Annotated in this window: 15 protein-coding genes and 1 pseudogene; 9 read left to right on the forward strand and 7 right to left on the reverse strand. The window is 70.0% G+C overall.

The window, feature by feature from the left end; all coding sequences use genetic code 11:
* Nucleotides 1-50 precede the first annotated feature (50 nt).
* On the reverse strand, nucleotides 51-1748 hold the full coding sequence (locus tag JW364_RS06180; protein WP_240198748.1) for a VanW family protein: 1698 nt from the start codon (nucleotides 1746-1748) through the stop codon (nucleotides 51-53).
* Nucleotides 1749-2046: 298 nt separating this feature from the next.
* Nucleotides 2047-3360 carry an acetyl-CoA C-acetyltransferase gene (locus tag JW364_RS06185; protein ID WP_137809639.1) on the reverse strand — a complete coding sequence of 438 codons (1314 nt, stop codon included), beginning with the start codon at nucleotides 3358-3360 and terminating at the stop codon, nucleotides 2047-2049.
* Nucleotides 3361-3450: 90 nt separating this feature from the next.
* Here JW364_RS06185 and JW364_RS06190 point away from each other — a divergent pair, with 90 nt between their 5' ends.
* The gene (locus JW364_RS06190; protein WP_137809638.1) at nucleotides 3451-4815 is read left to right on the forward strand and encodes a 3-oxoacyl-ACP reductase; all 1365 of its coding nucleotides are present in this window, start codon (nucleotides 3451-3453) and stop codon (nucleotides 4813-4815) included.
* Nucleotides 4815-5702: a MaoC/PaaZ C-terminal domain-containing protein gene (locus tag JW364_RS06195; RefSeq protein ID WP_137809637.1), complete on the forward strand. Its 888-nt coding sequence runs from the start codon at nucleotides 4815-4817 to the stop codon at nucleotides 5700-5702. Before JW364_RS06190 ends, JW364_RS06195 begins: the two co-directional genes overlap by 1 nt.
* Nucleotides 5703-5816: 114 nt before the next feature.
* Here the strand turns inward: JW364_RS06195 and JW364_RS06200 are convergent, their stop codons facing one another.
* Nucleotides 5817-6419, reverse strand: a complete 603-nt coding sequence (locus tag JW364_RS06200) for a TetR/AcrR family transcriptional regulator (RefSeq protein ID WP_137809636.1) — start codon at nucleotides 6417-6419, stop codon at nucleotides 5817-5819.
* A 108-nt stretch (nucleotides 6420-6527) separates the two neighbouring features.
* Nucleotides 6528-7691 (reverse strand): glycoside hydrolase family 3 N-terminal domain-containing protein, encoded by a 1164-nt coding sequence (locus JW364_RS06205; protein ID WP_137809635.1) that lies wholly within the window; start codon nucleotides 7689-7691, stop codon nucleotides 6528-6530.
* 98 nt (nucleotides 7692-7789) lie between these two features.
* Here JW364_RS06205 and JW364_RS06210 point away from each other — a divergent pair, with 98 nt between their 5' ends.
* From JW364_RS06210 to JW364_RS24500, 5 genes and pseudogenes are all read left to right on the forward strand, one after another.
* Nucleotides 7790-8347: a universal stress protein gene (locus tag JW364_RS06210; protein ID WP_068970530.1), complete on the forward strand. Its 558-nt coding sequence runs from the start codon at nucleotides 7790-7792 to the stop codon at nucleotides 8345-8347.
* 379 nt (nucleotides 8348-8726) lie between these two features.
* The gene (locus tag JW364_RS06215) at nucleotides 8727-9692 is read left to right on the forward strand and encodes a GlxA family transcriptional regulator (protein WP_137809633.1); all 966 of its coding nucleotides are present in this window, start codon (nucleotides 8727-8729) and stop codon (nucleotides 9690-9692) included.
* 36 nt (nucleotides 9693-9728) lie between these two features.
* Nucleotides 9729-10451 (forward strand): DJ-1/PfpI family protein, encoded by a 723-nt coding sequence (locus JW364_RS06220; RefSeq protein ID WP_137809632.1) that lies wholly within the window; start codon nucleotides 9729-9731, stop codon nucleotides 10449-10451.
* Nucleotides 10452-10526: 75 nt separating this feature from the next.
* Nucleotides 10527-10727, forward strand: a complete 201-nt coding sequence (locus tag JW364_RS06225; RefSeq protein WP_004023745.1) for a DUF2613 domain-containing protein — start codon at nucleotides 10527-10529, stop codon at nucleotides 10725-10727.
* A gap of 160 nt (nucleotides 10728-10887) precedes the next feature.
* Nucleotides 10888-12846, forward strand: a pseudogene (locus JW364_RS24500) (DUF3367 domain-containing protein); the annotation flags it as partial.
* A gap of 2120 nt (nucleotides 12847-14966) precedes the next feature.
* Here the strand turns inward: JW364_RS24500 and JW364_RS06235 are convergent.
* Nucleotides 14967-16307, reverse strand: a complete 1341-nt coding sequence (locus tag JW364_RS06235; RefSeq protein ID WP_078113248.1) for an acyltransferase — start codon at nucleotides 16305-16307, stop codon at nucleotides 14967-14969.
* Nucleotides 16308-16351: 44 nt separating this feature from the next.
* On the opposite strand from JW364_RS06235, the gene JW364_RS06240 reads away from it, so the two are divergent.
* Nucleotides 16352-17536, forward strand: coding sequence for a DUF3068 domain-containing protein (locus JW364_RS06240; RefSeq protein WP_205334070.1), 1185 nt, complete (start codon nucleotides 16352-16354; stop codon nucleotides 17534-17536).
* 12 nt (nucleotides 17537-17548) lie between these two features.
* Here JW364_RS06240 and JW364_RS06245 read toward each other — a convergent pair whose 3' ends face one another.
* Both JW364_RS06245 and JW364_RS06250 read right to left on the reverse strand, forming a co-directional pair.
* Nucleotides 17549-18019 carry an SRPBCC family protein gene (locus JW364_RS06245; RefSeq protein WP_078113249.1) on the reverse strand — a complete coding sequence of 157 codons (471 nt, stop codon included), beginning with the start codon at nucleotides 18017-18019 and terminating at the stop codon, nucleotides 17549-17551.
* A 49-nt stretch (nucleotides 18020-18068) separates the two neighbouring features.
* Nucleotides 18069-19253: a polysaccharide biosynthesis protein gene (locus JW364_RS06250; protein ID WP_159371603.1), complete on the reverse strand. Its 1185-nt coding sequence runs from the start codon at nucleotides 19251-19253 to the stop codon at nucleotides 18069-18071.
* Between the two features lie 162 nt (nucleotides 19254-19415).
* Between JW364_RS06250 and JW364_RS06255 the strand changes: the two genes are divergently transcribed.
* Nucleotides 19416-20354: a CoA ester lyase gene (locus tag JW364_RS06255; protein ID WP_058252230.1), complete on the forward strand. Its 939-nt coding sequence runs from the start codon at nucleotides 19416-19418 to the stop codon at nucleotides 20352-20354.
* Nucleotides 20355-20365: the final 11 nt, after the last annotated feature.

A 20365-nucleotide genomic window follows, 5' to 3' on the forward strand; every position in this document is an offset into this window, starting at 1 on the left:
CGCATCGAAATCCTCCACATCAGATTACCCCGCGCCGAACCACCCCGGGGTCAGACGCACTTCACGATGGGTTCGGGCGCGTAGCGGACGGTGCGGGTGGACCGATCGATCTCCCGTCCGGTACGCGCGTCCTTGATGATCCGGGTGTTCGACGCCGTGAAACCCTTGCTCCCGCTGCTCGGGATGCAGTCGTCCCCGCGCGGAACGCGGACGCGCGGCGGATCGGTGGGGGCAACCCGCTCACCCGTGACCGACTCGACCTCGAACGCCTTCGTGCCCCAGAGCCGCACGGTCACCGACGACGGCGACCAGGCGGTCTCGATCAGCACGCCGTGCCGCGTGTTGTTGCGGAACTTCAGGTCGATGGCGCCTTCGAACACGGTCGCCTCCCGCGCCTCCGGGTACCGCGAGATGTAGTACGCGTGCTCGGTGTGATCGACGTCCTCGAGCCCGGCGAAATACGTCGCGTTGTACAGGGTCGTCGCGAACTGGGAGATCCCGCCGCCGACCGCGTTCGACGCCCGACCGTGGTCGATGATCGTCGACTCGACGTACCCCTGCTCCGCTCCGCGCGGCCCGGTGTGCCCGTTGAGCGAGAACACCTTTCCGGGCAGGACGAGGGCCCCGTCGACCTCGGCGGCGACGAGCCGGATGTTCTCCCCGGAAGCGCTCGAGAAGCCACCGGTGGTGTACTCGCTGATCAGTTCGGTGACCCCGAGCTTGCGCGCGGCATCGGTCGTGAGCTTCGGCTCGACGTCGTCGTAGACGACCTCGACCCTGCGATCGCCACCGTCGGCCGCAGCACTCGTGGCGACGGCGGCGAGGGTCTTCGGCCAGTTGATCGCGGCGCCGTCGACGCCCGGCACCACCTGCGGACGGCCGGACGCCAGACTGAACGTCGCGCTGACGGGGGCCCGTTGCGAGGCGTCGAGGTCGGGGGCGAGGATCTCGCGCCCCACCTTCTCGTCGGCTCGGGGAGTGAGCCCGCCGCGGCCGTCGGGCCCGAAGGTCACCATCGACGCCAGGTCTCCCGCGGGCACCTCGACCGTCCGTTTGCGGCGGTCCACGAGACTCACGGGAGCCGCGACCACCCGTTCGGCCGGTCCGGCGACGGTCGCGGCCACGACCTCGGCGCTCACCGTCGGCGAGAAGGGTTCCATGGGCAGGTCGACGGGGGCGCCGTCCAGCCAACGGTCGACGAGGGTCGCGGCGGCAGCGTCTCGCGCGATGCGTTCACCCTTGGCGGGCTGATCCCCGACGGGATCGGTGCCGTCGTAGTGCACGCCACCCTCGACCGCGGCCTTCTCGAGTGACGCGCGCTGGGCGTCGAGCGCCGCGTTCATCGTCGTCCGATCCAGCGTGACGACCGGCTCGACGTCGACGTCGCGGCCGAACAGCGCGGCCAGACGGACGAGCGGATTGCGCGGTTGTTCGAGGAGACGAGCCCGCGTCGCGTCGGCGTCGTATGTGAGTCCCAGCTCGGCGGGCGGGACCTCGGCCGAGCCCTCCGGCGTCCGCAAGACGACCGGTTGCCGCGAACGCACCGTCAGCTCGTCGAGTACGGAGGTCAGTTCGGCGGAGTTCCGACCGCCCGCATCGATACCGCCGACGACGGCGTTGCGTGGCGAATCGGAGCGGGTGGCCACGAACTCCGCGGCGAGGACGAGCGTGATCACGGCGACGACGGCGAGCACGGCGCGTAGCGCAGATCGTGCTCGGCGAGAGCCTGGGGTCACAACTCCATCCATCGGGGCTGGCAGCTCGGCCGGGCTGACGATTTACCGATCAGGGGGTGGCCGCAGAACTACGGTCGGGAAAGTAGGCGCTCCGGCCGAGCTGTCGGGTCGGGGGTCTGACAGCGCAGCCGGAGCTATAGACATAATTACGCTACTTTTCGGCCGGAGGCATCCCCGGACGGCCGATTCTGTCGAATATGTGACGGAGTACCCCGATTCGTCCCACGAAAGTGAGACGGATCGGCCGATCAGTCGCCGATCCGTCTCACTTATCGGGATTCCAGCTCTCGATGACGTCCGCTTCGGGTCGTCAGCCCTCGATGATCGCGGTGACGCCCTGGCCGCCCGCGGCACAGATCGAGATCAGCGCGCGACCGCCGCCGTTCTCCTTGATCTGCTTGGCCGCCTGCGCGACGATCCGGCCGCCGGTCGCCGCGAAGGGGTGACCCGCCGCGAGCGACGAACCGTGGACGTTGAGCTTGCTGCGGTCGATCGAACCCAGTGCCGAGTCGAGGCCGAGGCGCTCCTTGCAGTACTCCTCGGACTCCCAGGCCTGCAGGGTCGCGAGGACCACCGACGCGAAGGCCTCGTGGATCTCGTAGAAGTCGAAGTCCTGCAGCGTGAGCCCGTTGCGGGCGAGCAGGCGCGGCACCGCGTAGGTGGGGGCCATGAGCAGCCCGTCGGGACCGTTGACGTAGTCGACCGCGGCGGTCTCGCTGTCCACGAAGTAGGCGAGCACCGGCAGTCCGCGGTCGGCGGCCCACTCGTCGCTGGCGAGCAGCACGGTCGACGCACCGTCGGTGAGCGGCGTCGAGTTGCCCGCGGTCATCGTCGCGTCGCCGAGGGAGACGCCGAAGACCGGCTTGAGCTTGGCGAGCTTCTCCGCGGTGGAGTCGCCGCGCAGGTTCTGGTCGCGGGTCAGGCCCAAGAACGGGGTGATCAGGTCGTCGAAGAAGCCGGCGTCGTAGGCGGCCGCCATGTTCTGGTGGCTGCGGGCGGCCAACTCGTCCTGGTCGGCCCGCTTGATGCCGAATTCCTTGGCCGTGACGGCGGCGTGCTCGCCCATCGACATGCCCGTGCGGGGCTCGCCGTTGCGCGGGATCTCGATGCCGAGCTTCGTCAGCAGCTTCGCGGCGCCGAGGATCTGGTCCTTGGTGCTACGCGCCCGGTTGACCTCGAGCAGCTGACGACGCAGGCCCTCGCCCACAGCGATCGGTGCGTCGGACGTCGTGTCGACGCCACCGCCGATCGCGGCGTCGTAGCGACCGCGGGCGATGCCGTCGGCGACCGTCGTGACGGCCTGCAGGCCGGTGCCGCACGCCTGCTGGATGTCGAACGCGGGGGTGTACGGCGACAGCGCCGAGCCCAGCACCGACTCGCGGATGAGATTGAAATCACGGGCGTGCTTGAGCACGGCGCCGCCGGCGACCATGCCGAGCTGCTCGCCCTGCAGGTTGAAGCGGCTCACCAGGCCGTCGAGCGCGGCGGTGAACATCTCCTGGTTGCCGACCTTCGCGTACGCCTTGTCCTGGCGTGCGAACGGGATGCGGTTGCCGCCCAGGATCGCGACGGGACGATCGCTGCGGGTCTTCGGCTTGCTGGTGGGGTTGGACTGTTCGGCCACGTCGATCTCCCAAGGGTCGGGTGCGGTATCTATAGCGTATTCTTACTCATCAGTAAGTTCGTTGTCGAACGACAGTCAGAGGAGATCAACGTGGCCGCCAACGGAAACACTGGCCTGTACTCGAGCTTCGTCCATTCCGCGCCCGGCGCATTCATCGCCAAGCAGGCCGGTTTGCCCGTCCCGCCGCCGCTACGGCGCTACAAGGCCTCCGAGCCGCCGCTGCCCGGCCCCGTGCTGCTCGGCGGGTCCGGCCGGCTCGTCGAACCGCTTCGCGAGATGCTCTCGACCGAGGACTACGACCTCATCCAGAACGCCACGACCGGGCGCAGCGCCGACAAGTACGGCGGCCTGGTCTTCGACGCGACCGGAATCACCACTCCCGCCGAGTTGCGTCAGCTCTTCGAGTTCTTCCAGCCCGCGATGCGCTCGACCGCGGCCTGCGCGCGGTTCCTGGTCATCGGCACCACGCCGGAGCTGGTCACCGACCCCTCCGAGCGCGTCGCGCAGCGTGCACTCGAGGGCTTCACCCGCTCGCTGGGCAAGGAACTCCTGAAGGGGTCCACCGTCCAGCTCGTCTACGTCTCCCCCGACGCCAAGACCGGGCTGACCGGCCTCGAGTCGACCGTGCGCTTCGTGCTGTCGGCGAAGTCGGCCTTCGTCGACGCCCAGGTCATCCGGGTCGGCGGCGCCGACGCCACCGCGCCGAAGAACTGGGACAAGCCCCTCGAGGGCAAGGTCGCCGTCGTCACCGGTGCCGCCCGCGGCATCGGTGCAACGATCGCCGAGGTTCTCTCCCGCGACGGCGCGCACGTGATCGCCGCCGATGTCCCGCAGGCCGGGGACGCGCTGTCGGAGACGGCGAACAAGGTCGGCGGCACCGCCTTCCCGCTCGATGTCACCGCGGCCGACGCCGGCGCGAAGCTCGCCGAGCACGCTCTCGAGCGTCACGGCGGCATCGACATCATCGTCAACAACGCCGGCATCACCCGCGACAAGCTGCTCGCCAACATGGACGACTCCCGCTGGGACGCGGTCATCGCGGTCAACCTCATCGCACCGCAGACCCTCGTCGAGACGCTGCTCGAGAAGGGTGCGCTGCGCGAGGGCGGCGCCGTCGTCGACGTCTCGTCGATCGCCGGCATCGCGGGCAACCGCGGCCAGACCAACTACGGCGCCTCGAAGGCCGGCGTCATCGGCCTCGTCGACGCCTACGCGCCGATCCTCGCCGAGAAGGGCATCACCATCAACGCGGTGGCACCCGGCTTCATCGAGACCAAGATGACCGCGGCCATCCCGCTCGCGACCCGCGAGGCCGGCCGCCTGATGAGCTCGCTGCAGCAGGGCGGCCAGACCGTCGACGTCGCCGAGACCGTGGCCTACTTCGCCAACCCGGCGAGCAATGCCATCACCGGCAATGTGGTCCGCGTCTGCGGCCAGGGATTCCTGGGGGCCTGATGGGCAAGACGATCACCCTCCCGTCCGCACCCGGCACCGCCGAGCTGTACGGCAAGGCGGTCACCGCGCTGCTGCCCGGCATCGGCAAGCCGCCACGGGTCCCGGCCGACGCGACCGCACCCGAGACGCGTTACCGACTCGACGGCGTGCGGGTGGATTCGACTGCGCTGCAGGCGTACTGCCACGCGACCGGGCAGCGGTTCGGCGGCACCCTGCCGCTGACGTACCCGTTCGTGCTGCAGTTCCCGGTCGTCATGAAGCTCATGACGTCCGACGAGTTCCCGTTCGGCGCCGTCGGTTCGGTACACATGACGAACACCATCGAACGTTCGCGGCCCATCGAGGTCGGTGAGCCGCTCGACATCGTCACGCATGCACAGAACCTGCGCGAGCACCGCAAGGGCATCCTGATCGACGTCGTCAGCGAGATCCGCGTCGGATCGGAACTCGTCACCACCCAGACGGCGACGTTCCTGAACCAGCAGCGCACCAGCCTGTCCGACGAGCCGCGGGGTCCTGAACCGAAGTCGAAGACCCCGCCGCCGCCGGACGCCATCCTGGCCGTCGACCTCAAGCGGATCCGCGAGTACGCCGCCGCCTCGGGCGACCGCAACCCGATCCACATGGGCAACCTGCCGGCGAAGGCCTTCGGCTTCCCCAAGGCCATCGCCCACGGGATGTGGAGTGCCGCAGCAGCTGTCGCGAACGTGGAGGCGCAACTGCCCGACGCCGTGACCTACGACGTCAGGTTCGGCAAGCCGATCCTGTTGCCGGCCAAGGTGAACCTCTACACCCGTCGCATCGACGGCAAGGGCAACTTCGACATCGCGATCCGCGACCGCCGCAAGGGATTCCCGCACCTCACCGCGACGACGCGGGAGGGCTGAGGGCTCTCGCCTTTCGCTCCCGCGGTCTCGTTTCCGTCCCGCTTATTGGATCCAATCAGCGGATAGGAAGCGGGGCCGCGGGAGCGTTTGCGTTGCACCTCAGGTGTCGACACTTCAGGCGTCGGTACCGACGCCCTTCAGGCCGCGCCAGGTGATGCCGACGAGGAGGCTGGTGGCCCGCTCGAGGTCGACGTCACCCTCCGTGATGCGGTCGGCGACGGCCTCGGCGGCGCCGACGATCGCGACGGCGGTGAGTTCGAAGTCGATGTCGCTGTCGACCTCGACGGTCGTGCCCGCCTTGATCAGCTGGGCGACCATCTCGGTGACCCGCTGGCGGCTCTCGGAGACGATGCCGGCGAAACCGGCGGTGCCGATGGCGACGCGGTACAGCACCCGCCAGGACTGCCGGTGCTCGTGCACGAAGCGGAGGAACTCACGGATCACCGTGACGGCCTGCTCACGCTGCGACAGCGACGGGTCGAAACCGACGCTCATCGCGTCGATGAAGAGACCGGACTCACGGGCGATGCACGCGCTGAACAGTTCGTCCTTGGAGCCGTAGTACAGGTACAGCATCGGCTTCGAGATCTGCGCCTCGGACGCGATCGCATCCATCGAGGTCTCACGAAAGCCGTTCTGCGAGAACACCTTGACGGCGGCGTCGAGCATCTGCTGCTCGCGCACCGCGCGTGGCAGGCGCTTGGTTCCGCCCGACATGACCGCCACCTCCGTTCCCGACATCTGTTCCGTCGACGATATCAACAACTTACCAATCGGTAAGGTGAAACCCCATTCAGGCCGTCGGCGCCGGGGGGACTCAGCAGGTCAACAGTTCACCACACCCTTGGATCGAAGGATTCGCACGACCTTGTCGTCGAGCCGTGCCGGCGCCAGTCGACCCGCTGACACCGCGCGTTCGAGATTGTCGAGCACCGACGAGACACGGTCGGTCGACAGCCAGAGCGCGATGTCGCCGCCGGCGAGGATGAACTTCTCCACCGCCTGCTCGATCGGGTACTGGGCGTTGATCGCCGCCATGCCCGACAGGTCGTCGGAGTAGATGACGCCGTTGAATCGCGGACCGTCGTAGCCGACGCCGGTGCGCAGCATCTGGATCGCGGGCCGGCTGATGCTGGCGGGCAGCCCCTTCGTCAGACCGGGCACGATCAGGTGCCCGACCATGGCGCCCGCGGTCCCCGGGTCGCGCAGCAGTGTCCGGAACGGCACGAGGTCGCTGTCCTGCAGCTCCGCGAGCGACGGAACCGTCACGATGCCGAGATGCGAGTCGCCCGAGCCGTGTCCGTGACCGGGAAAGTGCTTGTACACGGGCGTGATTCCCGCGTCGGCCAATCCCGCGGCGTACGCGCCCGCGTACTCGGTGACGACGGCCGGGTCGTTGCTGAAGGACCGGTCGCCGATCACCTCATTGTCCGATTCGTCGCTGACGTCGGCGACGGGAGCGAAGTCGACGGTGACCCCGAGCCGCTTGAGCTTGCGGCCCACATCGGCCGCGATCGCCCGCACCTGCTCGGGCGTCCTGGTCTGTGCCAGTTCGCGCGGCGACGCGTGGTCGATACCGAGCGCGGACAGGCGCGACACCCGACCACCCTCCTGATCGACGGTGACCATCAGCGGGATCGGCGAGTTCTGCGAAATACGTGCTGCCGCACCGCTTGTCAGTATCGCCTTGTCGGTCCAGCTCCCGACGAAGATCCCGCCGATCTCCTCGTTCTCGACGATCTGCTGCGCGTCGGCCGCCCCGGTGACACCGACGACGATCAGCTGCGCCAGCTTCTGGCGTACGGAGAGCTTCGCGAGTTCGCTTGCGCCACAACTGTTTGCAACCGGAACGGTCGTCGGCGACGCCGACGAAGACGTCGAAGCGAGCGACGACGCCGAGTACGAGGGAGTCGGTGGCGGTGAGTCCGGCGTCGACGACGCGCACGCCGCCAGCGCCGCGCACAGTACGGCGACCGTCCCTGTCGTCATCGCATTCCGGATCCAGTTGTCACGGATCCCTTCGCGACGAATCCGTCGGGGTCTGCGAGTTGGGCCCATGGCACGAGTCTGGCATGTAGTCTGAGCCAATGGACGTGGGGTCCGATTCGTCCGGGTCCGCCACCGCCGGGCGCGGTAGCGGCGGCAACAGTGCCGCACAAACACTGATGATCGCCTACGACGGGTCCCCGAACGCCGACCGCGCCATCCGATACGCCGGACAATTCCTTCGCGCGCAATCCGCAGTGGTCGTCACCGCCTGGCAGCCCGGCGGCATGACGCCGGCACGTATGTCCACCCTCGCCGGCGGGATGCAGCCGTTCATCGACACCCAACTCGACGCCGGTGTCGACCAGGCCCTCGAAGACGAGGCCGCCGCGATCAACGAGCGCGGCGTGACACTCGCCGCCGAGTGCGGCCTGACCGCGCGCGGATCGCTTGTGGAGGTGGAGTCGACGGTGTGGGGTGCGCTCGTCGCCGCCGCCGAAGCGCTCGACGTCGATCTGCTGGTCACCGGGACCCGCGGGGCGTCGGGACTGAAGGCACTGCTGCGGTCCAGCGTCGCCGAGCGGGTCCTCAAACATTGCCATCGGCCGGTGTTCATCGTGCCCGCGAAGTGCGAGAAGGAACCGCAGGTCACGTTGTAGCGCAGCTCTGCTGGCCGAGCGTCCCCACCTGACGGCCGAGCTTGTCGAGGTCACCAAGTGGCTTCGACACGGCGCCTCGCTTCGCTCGGGGCCGGCTCAACCAGCGGGGGGTGGCTTCGACACGGCGCCTCGCTCCGCTCGGGGCCGGCTCAACCAGCGGGGGTGGGGCGCCTCGACCTCGACGCGCTCCTTCGTCGCTTGCTCGGCCCGGCGGCTCCGCTCGGGGCCGGCTCAACCAGCGGGGGGCGAGCCGGCTCGAGCAGCGGGGACGGGTGCCCGCTCAACCGGCGGTGGGGACCAGCTCAATCAACAGTGACGTGTCCTGATCTGTGGGATGCGTGGCCTGGACGCCACGGTGCGGGTCGGAAACGATGTCTTCATGACTCGATCGGTGGTGATCCTCGGATACCCCGGGGTGCAGGCCCTGGACGTGACCGGTCCGGCCGACGTGTTCACCACCGCGTCGTATGCCCTTGCCGACCAGGGCGCGCAGGTCCGCTATGACCTGCGGCTGGTGTCGAAGTCCGGTCTGCCGGTGGGCACCGGCGTCGGGCTGGAGTTCGTCGCGCAGCCGCTGCCCGACCCGGCCGAGCCGCTCGACATCCTGATCCTGCCCGGCGGCACCGGCGTCCACGACGCCTCCCGCGACCCCGACCTCGTCGACTGGATCCGACGGGCGGCGCAACGGGCACGACGCGTCGTCAGCGTGTGCAACGGCGCGTTCCTCGCCGCCGAGGCCGGCCTCCTCGACGGCAAACGCGCGACGACGCACTGGGCCGTGACCGGGTTGCTCGCCGAGCGATACCCGTCGATCCAGGTCGACGCCGAGGCCCTGTTCGTGCGCGGCAGCGACCGGGTGTGGAGTTCCGCGGGCGTCACCGCCGGTATCGACCTCTCGCTGGCCCTCATCGAGGAGGACCACGGCACCGAGCTCGCACAGCTCGTCGCGCGGTGGCTCGTCCTCTACATGCGGCGCCCAGGTGGTCAGAGCCAGTTCGCCCCGCCGGTGTGGATGCCTCGGGCCCGGCGCACGGCGATCCGCGAGATCCAGGAACGCATCGAGGCCGAGCCGGGCCGGGTGCACCGCGTCGACGATCTCGCCCGCGACGCGTCGATGAGCCCGCGTCATTTCTCCCGCATCTTCACCGACGAGACCGGTGAGGCGCCGGGCGCCTATGTCGAACGGGTCCGGACCGACGCCGCCCGCCGGGCACTCACCCAGGGCGACGACACGATGCCGGTGATCGCCACCCGGTGCGGGTTCGGGTCGGCCGAGACGATGCGGCGCACCTTCGTCCGCCGGCTCGGCGTGCCGCCCGATCAGTACCGCCGCACCTTCCGCTAGACGCACACCCGAGAACCCACGACCCGAAAGGCATCCATGACCCAGATAGCGATCGTGCTCTACCCGCAGTTCACCGCGCTGGACTTCATCGGCCCCTACGAGGTGCTGCGAGCCCTGCCCGACACCGAGGTGAGGTTCGTCTGGCACGAACCCGGGCCGGTCGTCGCCGACTCGGGCGTGCTCGTCGTCGGAGCCACGCATTCGTTCGACGAGACCCCACCACCGGACGTTGTCCTGGTGCCAGGTGGTCCCGGTTTCCTGGCCGCCTCGCAGGACGAGAAGGTCCTCGACTGGCTGCGTGCCGTACGGCCGGGCGCCCAGTGGACGACGTCGGTCTGCACCGGCTCGATCATCCTGGCCGCGGCCGGTCTGCTCGACGGGAAGCCCGCCACGACGCACTGGTCGTCGATGGCCGGGCTGACGCTGCACGGGGCGAAGGCGGTGTCGGACCAGCGGATCGTGCGTGCCGCGCCCGACGACGACCTGGTCACCGCGGCCGGCGTATCCGCGGGCATCGACCTCGCGCTCTGGCTGGCCGAACAGATCGCCGGGCGTGCACGCGCCGAGGCGATCCAGTTGATCATCGAGTACGACCCGCAGCCCCACCTGGACTCCGGGCATCGTTCCAAGGCCTCTGCCAAGACGATCGCGACGTCTACGATGCTGCTCAGCCGCGACGTCGACAAACCCGAGATGGTGAAGTCGAGCGTGCGTCTGTTGTGGGATCGCGCCCTCACGAAAGTGCGTTCCGGACGTTGAGCTCGACACCGTGCACCCGCAGGTGTCAGCGGGTGTCACCCGGAAACGGACTCGAGCGATGGTAGTTTCATCGACATGACCAACAACCGCCTTGTCGCCGGAGCCGTCGCCGGGGTCGCCGGCATCCTGGTGGGACTCGGCGCGGTGTTCCTCGGCGGGTTCCTGGCCTCCGAGAACAGCCCGTCCACCGATCTGAACAACATCAGCCCGAACAACGGATTCGTCCAGGGTTCGGTGGACTACGGTTCGCGCGGCGGAGCCGGCGAGACCAACTGACCCATCCACGACGCCGCCGGTCCCGGCGTCTCCTGATCGACAGCAGCCGCAACTGAGTACTCCGCCTCCGCCACCGGATCAGTCCGTACTCAGCCGACGCGGTATCGCCGTCGTCGGCGCGATCTCGCTGCTGATCTGCCTGCTGCAGTCACCGGGCCGCATCGCCGCCGACACCAAACTCGACCTCACCGCGAATCCGCTCGGGTTCCTCGCGCGCGCCGCGCATCTGTGGACGCCGAACGCACCGATGGGGCAGGTGCAGAACCAGGCCTACGGGTACTTCTTCCCCCACGGGGCGTTCTTCGCCCTGGGTGACCTTCTCGCCGTTCCGCCGTGGATCGTGCAACGCCTCTGGTGGGCGGTGCTGCTCACCGTCGGCTTCGTCGGCATCGTCCGCCTCGCCGAGATGCTGCGGCTGGGCTCGCCCGCCTCGCGGATCATCGCCGCCGCCGTCTTCGTGCTCAGCCCGCGGGTCCTGACCACCCTCGGCTCGATCTCATCGGAGACCCTGCCGATGATGCTCGCCCCGTGGGTGCTGATCCCGGTGGTGCGGGCACTCGACACGCGGGCCGAGAACGCTGCCCCGCTGTGGCGGGAGGCCGCGCGTGCGTCGGCCGCGGTCGCGCTGATGGGCGCGGTCAATGCCGTCGCCACGCTGGCAGCGCTCGGCGTCGCCGCTCTGTGGTGGCTGCTGCACAGTCCGCGCGACCGACGCTGGTGGCGGTTCGGCGCCTGGACCGCGGCCGGCCTGACCCTGGCATGCGCGTGGTGGGTCGTGCCGCTGCTGATCCTGTCGCGCGTGAGTCCGCCGTTCCTGGACTACATCGAATCGTCCCGGGTCACCACGCAGTGGACCTCGCTCACCGAGGTGCTGCGCGGGGCGAGTTCGTGGACGCCGTTCGTGTCGCCGGAGCGCGTCGCCGGGGCGGTGCTCGTCACCCAGCCCGCCGCGGTACTGGCGACCGGGACCATCGCGGCCGCGGGGCTCGCCGGATTGTGCATGCGGCACATGCCGTTCCGCGGCCGTCTCGTCGCGATTCTCGGCGTCGGCCTCGTCCTGATGTGCGTCGGCTACGCGGGTGAACTCGGGTCGCCGGTCGCCGAGCAGGTACGCGTCTTCCTCGACGGCCCGGGCGCCCCGCTGCGCAACATCCACAAGTTCGAGCCGCTGCTCCGCATCCCGCTGGTCCTCGGTGTCGCACATCTCCTGGCACGGGTTCCGCTGCCGGGGAGTGCGAGTCGCCGGGAGACGCTCTCCGCCTTCGCCCAGCCCCAGCGGTCGCGACCGGTCGCCGCGACCATCGTCCTGCTCGTCGCCGTGATCGGCGCCGGGTCGTTGATGTGGACCGGTCAGCTCGCGCCGGACGGTACGTACCAGGCGATTCCACGCCACTGGCAGCAGACCGCCGACTGGCTGACCGAGCACAGCGAACGCGACGACGGCGCCCCGCCCGCCCGCGCGCTGGTCGTCCCCGGCGCCCCGTTCGCCGACCAACTCTGGGGGCTCACCCGCGACGAACCGCTGCAACCCCTGTCCGACACCCCGTGGGCGGTCCGCGACGCGATCCCGCTCACCCCGCCCGGCGCGATCCGCGCCCTCGACTCCGTACAACGGGAGATCGCCGCGGGCCGTGGCTCCCCCGGTCTCGCCGCCACCCTCGCCGGGCAGGGCATCGGATTCGTCGTCCTCCGAGCCGATCTCGACCCCGACACCTCGCGGTCGGCCCGCCCGCTGCTCGCGCAACAGGCACTCGACGAGTCGCCCGGGCTCCGTCGCGTCGCCGAGTTCGGTCCGCCGATCGGGCCACCCAGCGTCCGAGGAGTGGTGCGCGACAACGGACTACGGCCGCCGATGCCCGCGGTGCAGATCTACGCCGTCGGCGAACCGGGCGCGCCGACGACCGGCACCGGTCCGCGACTCGTCGACACCACCGGGCTCCCCCGCATTGCCGGCGGGCCCGAGGCGATCGCCGAACTGGCCGACGTCCGCGCACGCCAGGGACTTCCCCCGCTCGGACCCGTCGTGCTCGACGCCGACGCCCGCCGCGCCGGGATCGTCGACGGCCCGTTGATCGTGACCGACACACCCGCTGACCGGGAGACCGACTTCGGCCGCGTCGACGACCACAGTTCGGCGATCAGGTCGCCGTCGGACCCGCGTCGGACACAGAACGCCGTCGCCGACTACCCCGTCGACGGCCAACCACTGGTCCACGGGGAATGGTTGTTGGACAACGAGAGCGGCGAAGTCGAGGTGTCGACGTCGGGATCGGCGGCGGACGCGGTCCAGCCCGGGCAGACCTCGCCGGCCAACTCGGCGGCCGCGGCCTTCGACGGCAACCCGCAGAGCGCCTGGGTGAGCGGCGGATTGGAGACCGCGGTCGGACGATGGATGCGCATCGGTTTCACGACGCCGCGCACCGATCTCGCGGTGACCCTGACGACCGCGAAGGCGCTCGGACCCGACGTCACGAGTGCGCTGATCACCACCGAGGCGGGCAGCACGGTGGTCTCCGGTCTCGCTCCCGGCGAACCGGTCACCGTGACCGCCCCCAGCGGCCCCACCGGTTGGCTCCAGATCCGCGCGCTCCGCACCGACGACGGCACGGCGGGAAACCAATTCGCGCTCGGTGAGGTGACGGTCTCCGATCTGCGAACCGCGACGCCGTTGCGGATCCGCCACCGCGTGGTGTTGCCCGAACTCGAGGCCGGCACCGACGTGGCCCAGTGGCTGCTGTACCAGGAGCTGTCCGGGCGGGCGTCGTGCGTCTCCGACCCCGAGCGGCCGATGACCAGGTGCGCACCGGGTCTCGCACTCTCGCCGGAGACTTCGGCGGTGTTCGGGCGCGCACTCTCGGTGCCGTCGGATGTCACCGTCTCCCCCACCGCGATCCTGCGACCCCGACCCGGTGATGCTTTGGATCGGCTTCTCGCCGAGGACGACCGGGTCACGGCGCGCGGGCCCCGCCCGGTGACCGATCCCCGCGGCGGGCCCGCGGCTGCCGTCGACGGCGATCCCGGAACATCGTGGACCGCACCGGAGATCCCCGACGAGGAAGAGTCGCCCGCGCGCGACAGGGAGACCGACGATGGCGCAGCGGACGAGAACAGTCCCACCCTGGTCCTCGACCTCCCGCGCGCACAGCGGGTCGATTCGCTGACCATCGACGCCCCGCGGGGCTATCCCGCCGCGCCCACCGAGGTCGCGGTCGACCTCGGGACGGGAGAGCAGATCCGCGAGGTCGACGAGAGCGGTCTCGTGCGGCTCGATCCCGCGGTCACCGACCGTGCCGAGATCACCATTCGCGCGCAGTCCGACCTCATCGACGTCAACAGCCTCGGGTTCGCCAGTCCCGCACCACCGGGAATCGCCGAGGTCCGGGTGTCGCCCACGCCGGCAGACGGTGTCGGTGTCGATGCCGGTGCCGACCGGGTCGTCGAGATCGGTTGCGACGACGGCATCGGCCTGACCGCTGCCGGACAGGTCGTCCGAATGTCGGTGCGCGCCAGTGTGTCCGACCTCCGCAGCGGGCAGCCGGTGATCGGCCGCCCCTGCGACGGCGGCCGGCTCGCACTCCCCGCGGGCCAGCAGGAGGTGTCGGTCAATCCCGGCGACGCCTTCACCGTCGACGCCCTGTCGCTGGTGGACGGTGATCCGGTCTCGGCGCCCGCGTCGACGTCCCCCGAGGTGACCGAGTGGTCGCCGGCGCGGCGAGCGGTGACGGTCGACGCCGGTGCGCAACGACTGCTCGTCGTGCCCGAGAGCACCAACCCGGGGTGGCAGGCGCACCTCGACGGCGCGCAGCTACGGCCGGTCGTCGTCGACGGGTGGCAACAGGGGTGGGTCGTCCCCGCCGGTGCAGGCGGAACCATCGAACTCACCTTCCGATTCGACTCGCTGTACCGGTGGGCGCTGGTGATCGGGCTCGCGCTGATGGCGCTGCTGCTCGTCGCCGCGTGGTGGCCGTCGGCGCGTCGCACCCGGGCCGGTGACCCCATCGTGGTTCCGTCCGGGCGCGGCAGCGTGCTCGCCGCGGGGGGTGCGGTGTTCGCCGCGGCGTGGCTGGTGTCCGGCTGGTGGGGACTCGCGGCCGCCGTCGTGGTCGGCACCCTCGCCGCAGCGGTACCGCAGAAGGCCGGCGTCACAATCACATTCGTGGCGATGATGACCGCGACCATCGGGCTGGCGGCCGGCCCCTGGCACGCCTCGGGCGGGTACCACGGGTCGCAATGGTGGGTTCAGCTACCGGCGCTGGTGGCGGTGTCGATGACGGCGTGGCTGGTGTTCTGGTCGGCCGTCGACGACGGGCCTGACGACGACGGGCCTGACGACGACAAGGCGTCGGCCGCGTCGTGGCGCGAACGGTGGCGACGACGATTCTCACGGTTGCGCAACCAGTTCCGGGCCGGCTCTTCGATGAAGGCATAGCTGGCCGCAGCGACGCCGATCGACAGCCCGAGGGTGATCACGAGCACCAGGAGGGTGTCGCCGCTGAACGGCACGATGCCGAACAGCGGGAAGACCACCGCGAGGATCGCGACGTGCCAGATGAAGATCCCGTACGACCATCTGCCGAGAGCCAGCATCACCCGTGAGGTGAGGATGCGGAACGGTCCGTCGTTGCACACCAGCGGAGCAAGCAGCGCATAACCGCAGAGCGCGCCGAGCACCATCTTGGTGGCGAACTCGATCTCGGTGACGTCGCCGAGACCGGTCGGACCGGCGATCCTGGTGCATGCCAGCGCGTAGGCGACGACGAGGACGCCCAGCATGAGCGGGCGGTTCGCGCTGAGGCGGATCGTTCCCGCCATCCAGCGGCCCGTCCCCGACGTCCCGGATGCAGAACCCGATTCCGGTTCACGTTCGAGGACTCCGGCGATCTCGGCCAGGACCAGACCCGCGACGAACCACGGGAGGTGGCCGAACACCCAGTTCTTGGTCTCCACGCCGTCGGCCACGGGCAGCGAGGTGCCGACCCAGGCCCAGCCGAGGCTCAGCGCACCGAGGAGGACGAGCGCCGGCACCCGCGCCCGCAGACGGCTCCCGCGCAGCCGCAGGAGAGCGAAGCCGATGAGCGGCAGCAGTGCGTAGAAGGCGATCTCGACCGAGAGGCTCCACATCTGGGTCAGACCGGCGGTCAGTGTCAGCGGCACGAAGACCTGCGTGAGCGTGAGGTTCGCCAGCCAGACCTGCGCATCCGCTCCCTGCGCCTCGGGGAGCAGCAGGATCACCAGCGTCACCACGACCACGTAGGCCGGCCAGATCCGGACGACGCGATGGCGGAAGTACCGCGGCACCGACGGATGACCGGTCCCGCGATGCGCGGCGTCGACCCACGGTCGCCAGAGCAGAAAGCCGGAGAGCGCGAAGAACAAGGCGACCGCGAGGTCGAGGCGACCGAGGACCGGTCCCAGTACGGGGATCTCGACCGCGCGGGTCTGGAAGGCCACGTGCGTGACCAGGACCCCGATCGCGGCGATGGCCCGCATGCCCTCGAGCTGCGGATAGAACCGCCGGGCGGAACCCGTTGCGGGTTCGGCGGTGGCGGGGCTGGTGGGGCCGGGGTCGGTGCTGGTCATGCTGCTGACAGGGTAGCCGGGAGGCGTTGCGTACCCTCGCCACCATGTCCTCGCCGTCCTCGTCGTCGCACCCGGAACCCCATCGCTGGTCGACGGCGGACCTCGCGGGACCGACGCTGATCTTCGTCGGCGCATTCTTGCTCGCGGTGACGATCGCGCTGCCCACCCTGCTCGTCGGCGGGTTCCGCACGATCCCGCTGAGCACCGATTTCACCACCGTCGCCACGGCCGACGACGCGACGATCTTCGACCGGTGCTCGCTGGAGACCCGGAGCGCCCGTACCGTCGGCGCCGACCTCGTCCGGCAGCAGCGCGTCGTGGCGGTGCAGCCGTCCGACGAACACCGGGTGACGCTGCAGGCCGGTACGTCGATCCAGGCCGATGCGCTGCGCATCGACGGCCGCGAGGTCGACCCCGGTGATCCGCGCCCCGGTGTCGATGCCGATGACCCGGCACAACCGTGCAACGAGGCGACCGTCAACGCCATCAAGGATCGGGTCACGCTCGACCGGAAGAACGCGCTGCCCCGACTCGCCGCGCGCGGGGCGTCGGAGATCCAGTACGACAGCGGGCAGGCCGCCGTGCTCGTCCCTGACCGCCGTGGCAGCACCTATCTGCTGCCCTTCGACACGGCGACCGCCGACCGCGAGTTCTTCGACCCGATCACCCGCACCACCGTGCCGTTGGTCTACGACGGTGACACCGAGGTGCAGGGTCGCGACGTCGCACGGTTCCGCGCCGAGGTCCCTGACACCGACCTCGCCCGCGAAGCGCTGGGGCGACCGGTCGGCACGAATGTCTCGATCACGCGTCCGGCGTCGTGGTTCGGGTTCGACGACTCGAGCCGGCCGTTGACCGCGAGCCTCCATCACCGGAGTTCGTGGGATCTCGCCGTCGACACCCGGACCGGCACCATTGTCGACGCCACGATCACCGTCGACGAGGCGTACCGCTTCCCCGACGGCATCCCCGGCGTCCCGGCCGGCTTCGAATTGCCGCATCTGCGTGCGACTTTCGGCTACGACGACGACACGCAGGCCCGGATGACGGACCTGGCCGACGATCTCGCGTCCCCGATCCTGATCTGGGGCCGGCTCGTACCGATCGGCACCGCGGTCCTGGGCCTGGTGGCACTGGTGGCCGGATTGATACTGATCAACCCGGCCTGGCTACCCGCCCGGTTCCGGCGCCGGAGTGGCGCGGAAACCGTTGGCGGGCAACCGGAGTGACGGAGACCGGCGTCAGGAGGTCGACTCGGCGGCGAGCCTGCCGAGGGTGTCGTTCAGCTGGTGCTCGGTGACGAGCGGGAACTTGACCTTCTCGAGCAGCTTCTTGTCGGTGACCTTCGACCAGTCGTAGGTGTGGCGCACCAGCGTCTCGTTCGGACCCTGGGACTCCAACTCCCACAGCCATTCCCACCCGGGCGGCTCGGTGCCGGCGGGGGCGGTCTGCCATGCCAGCAGCTTGTCCTTGGCGTAACCGGTGACATGGTTGTCGGTCTTGTAGTCGCCGCCCATGTGGTCGCCCGACATGTTCATCGTGAACACGTCACCGACCTGCTGGATGCGATCGGCGTGGTCCACGCCGCGGATGAAACCCGAACCGTCGAGCGCCTGATGCCGTTCGGGATTGGAGAGGACGTCGAACACCGCGTCGACGGGCGCCTCGATCGTGCGTTGGACAGTGACCTGTGTGCTCTCGTTGTCGCTCATGACACAACACTGCCGAAACTTCGGGCACTCGGCAACGTCCGACCTCAACTCAGCGCGCGACCGCCCACGTCCCCAGCGCGGCGATCGTGGCGGCCACGGCCGCGGTGCCCGCGACCCCGACCACCGAGCCGGTGAGGGTGACGATGACCAGCACCTCGGCGCCCACGACCAACCAGGTGCCGAGTGCCACGCGCGTCCGGTCGCGCGCGATCGCCGACAGCAAGACGACCTGCAGGACGGCGAGCGCGGCGCCGATGTAGGCGAAGAGCCACAGGATCGGCACCAAGGCGTCGTAGCCGTCCCCGAAGACGAACGGGACGACCGGGCCGGCCGCGCCCGCGAGAACGGTCAGGACGACCCCGATCCCGGCGACCACCGTCACCGCCTGACGCAACGAAGCCGACGACCGTGCGGGGTCGGCGAGGCGCGGATAGAAGACGACGCCGATCGCCTGCGGGAGCCAGAAGGCCACCTTCGTCGCGATCGCGCCGAGGGCGTACACCCCGACCTCCTCGGCGTCGAGGACCCGGGGCGAGAGCAGCAGGTCGATCGACGATGCGACGATCAACACCAACTGGACCTGCGACGCGCGGACCACGCTGAGCACCCCGGCGGCTCCCGACGGCGGCCGCCCCGGCCGTCCGGACCGTGGCATCGACCAGACCACGAGCCAGACGACGACCGCCGACGCGGCGGCACCCAGCGTCCCGGCCAGCAGCCCACCGGCCGGTCCGGCGCCGGCGGCGAACGCCCCGATGATCGGCATCGATCGTGCGACTCCGACGGCGGCCAGCACCCAGGACAGCGCCCGGAACTCGCCGCGCCCCTGCAGAATCCCCTGACCTGCGGCGATGAGCGCCAGCAGCGGCGCCGAGGCGAGTGCCGCGGCCGTCGTCGCGACGTCGGTGCGCAGCAGCAGCGCGACCAGCGGGGTGGCGACGACGGTGAGTACGACGACCCAGCACGTCGTCACCACACCCAGCGCGCGGAGCCGTCCCTCGTCACCGCCGAGCACGACCTCCCGGGCGATGACGTTCTGCAGCGCCATCGCCGGCACACCCAGCACGAGCATCGCCGACAGCAGCACCGCGAACTCGCCGTATTCGCTGACGTCGAGGAAATGCGCACTCGCGACGAGGTGCACCACGTACATGCAGACGTTGGCCACCATCGACCCGATCGCCACCGACCCGACGGCGCCGACCGTGCCCGTCGTCCGGCGCGTCTGCTGCATGGACCAAGTGTGCCGACTACGCCGCCGCGGTCTCGCGCGGGGCGGGTACGAGGTACGCGTGCCGGGTTTTGCACGGGCAGTCGGGCATAGGCAACGATGGGAAGGCTGTTGCCGAACGCGGGTCCCCCCGATCGCGCGTGTCCACCGGACCGAGAGACCGTGATGTACGACGACAACCCCACCTACGACGCCGAGTCGACCGACATCGGTTCGCGCATCGACCCGGTGCTGGCCCGGAGCTGGCTGCTGGTCAACGGCTCCCACTACGCCAAGTTCGAGCCGGCCTCGCGTTCGCGCGCCGACATCGTCGTGCTGGACATCGAGGACGCGGTGGCTCCCAAGGACAAGGTCTCCGCGCGCGACAACGTCGTCCGTTGGCTCGGGCCGAAGGACGGCACCGCCGGCCCCGGCGCCGGAGACTGGGTTCGCGTGAACGGATTCGGCACACCGTGGTGGGCCGATGATCTCGAGGCGCTGTCGCAGACCGCCGTCGGCGGGGTGATGCTGGCGATGGTCGAGTCCGTCGACCACGTCACCGAGACCGCCAAGCGACTGCCCGGCCTGCCGATCGTCGCGCTCGTGGAGACCGCACGCGGGCTGGAACGCATCAGCGAGATCGCGGCCACCAAGGGCACGTTCCGTCTCGCGTTCGGTATCGGGGATTTCCGCCGCGACACCGGCTTCGGCGAGAACCCACAGACCCTGGCCTATGCCCGTTCGCGTTTCACGATCGCCGCGAAGGCCGCCCACCTGCCCAGCGCCATCGACGGCCCGACGGTCGGTTCCAGCGCGCTCAAGCTCAGTGAGGCGACCGCGGTCAGTGCCGAGTTCGGCATGACCGGCAAGATCTGCCTCACCCCGGGCCAGTGCGCGCAGGTCAACGAGGGACTGTCCCCCTCTCAGGACGAGATCACCTGGGCGCGCGAGTTCTTCGCCGAGTTCGAGCGCGACGGCGGCGAGATCCGCAACGGCTCCGACCTGCCGCGGATCGCGCGGGCGACCAAGATCCTGGATCTGGCCCGGTCGTACGGCATCACCGAGTCCGACTACGACGACGACCCGGTGCACGCCCCCGCACCCTCGGACACCCACCACTTCTGATCGGCTCGCCG

Origin of the sequence: Gordonia sp. BP-119 (genome assembly GCF_016924115.1) — a bacterium.
Taxonomy (GTDB): Bacteria; Actinomycetota; Actinomycetes; order Mycobacteriales; family Mycobacteriaceae; genus Gordonia; species Gordonia hongkongensis.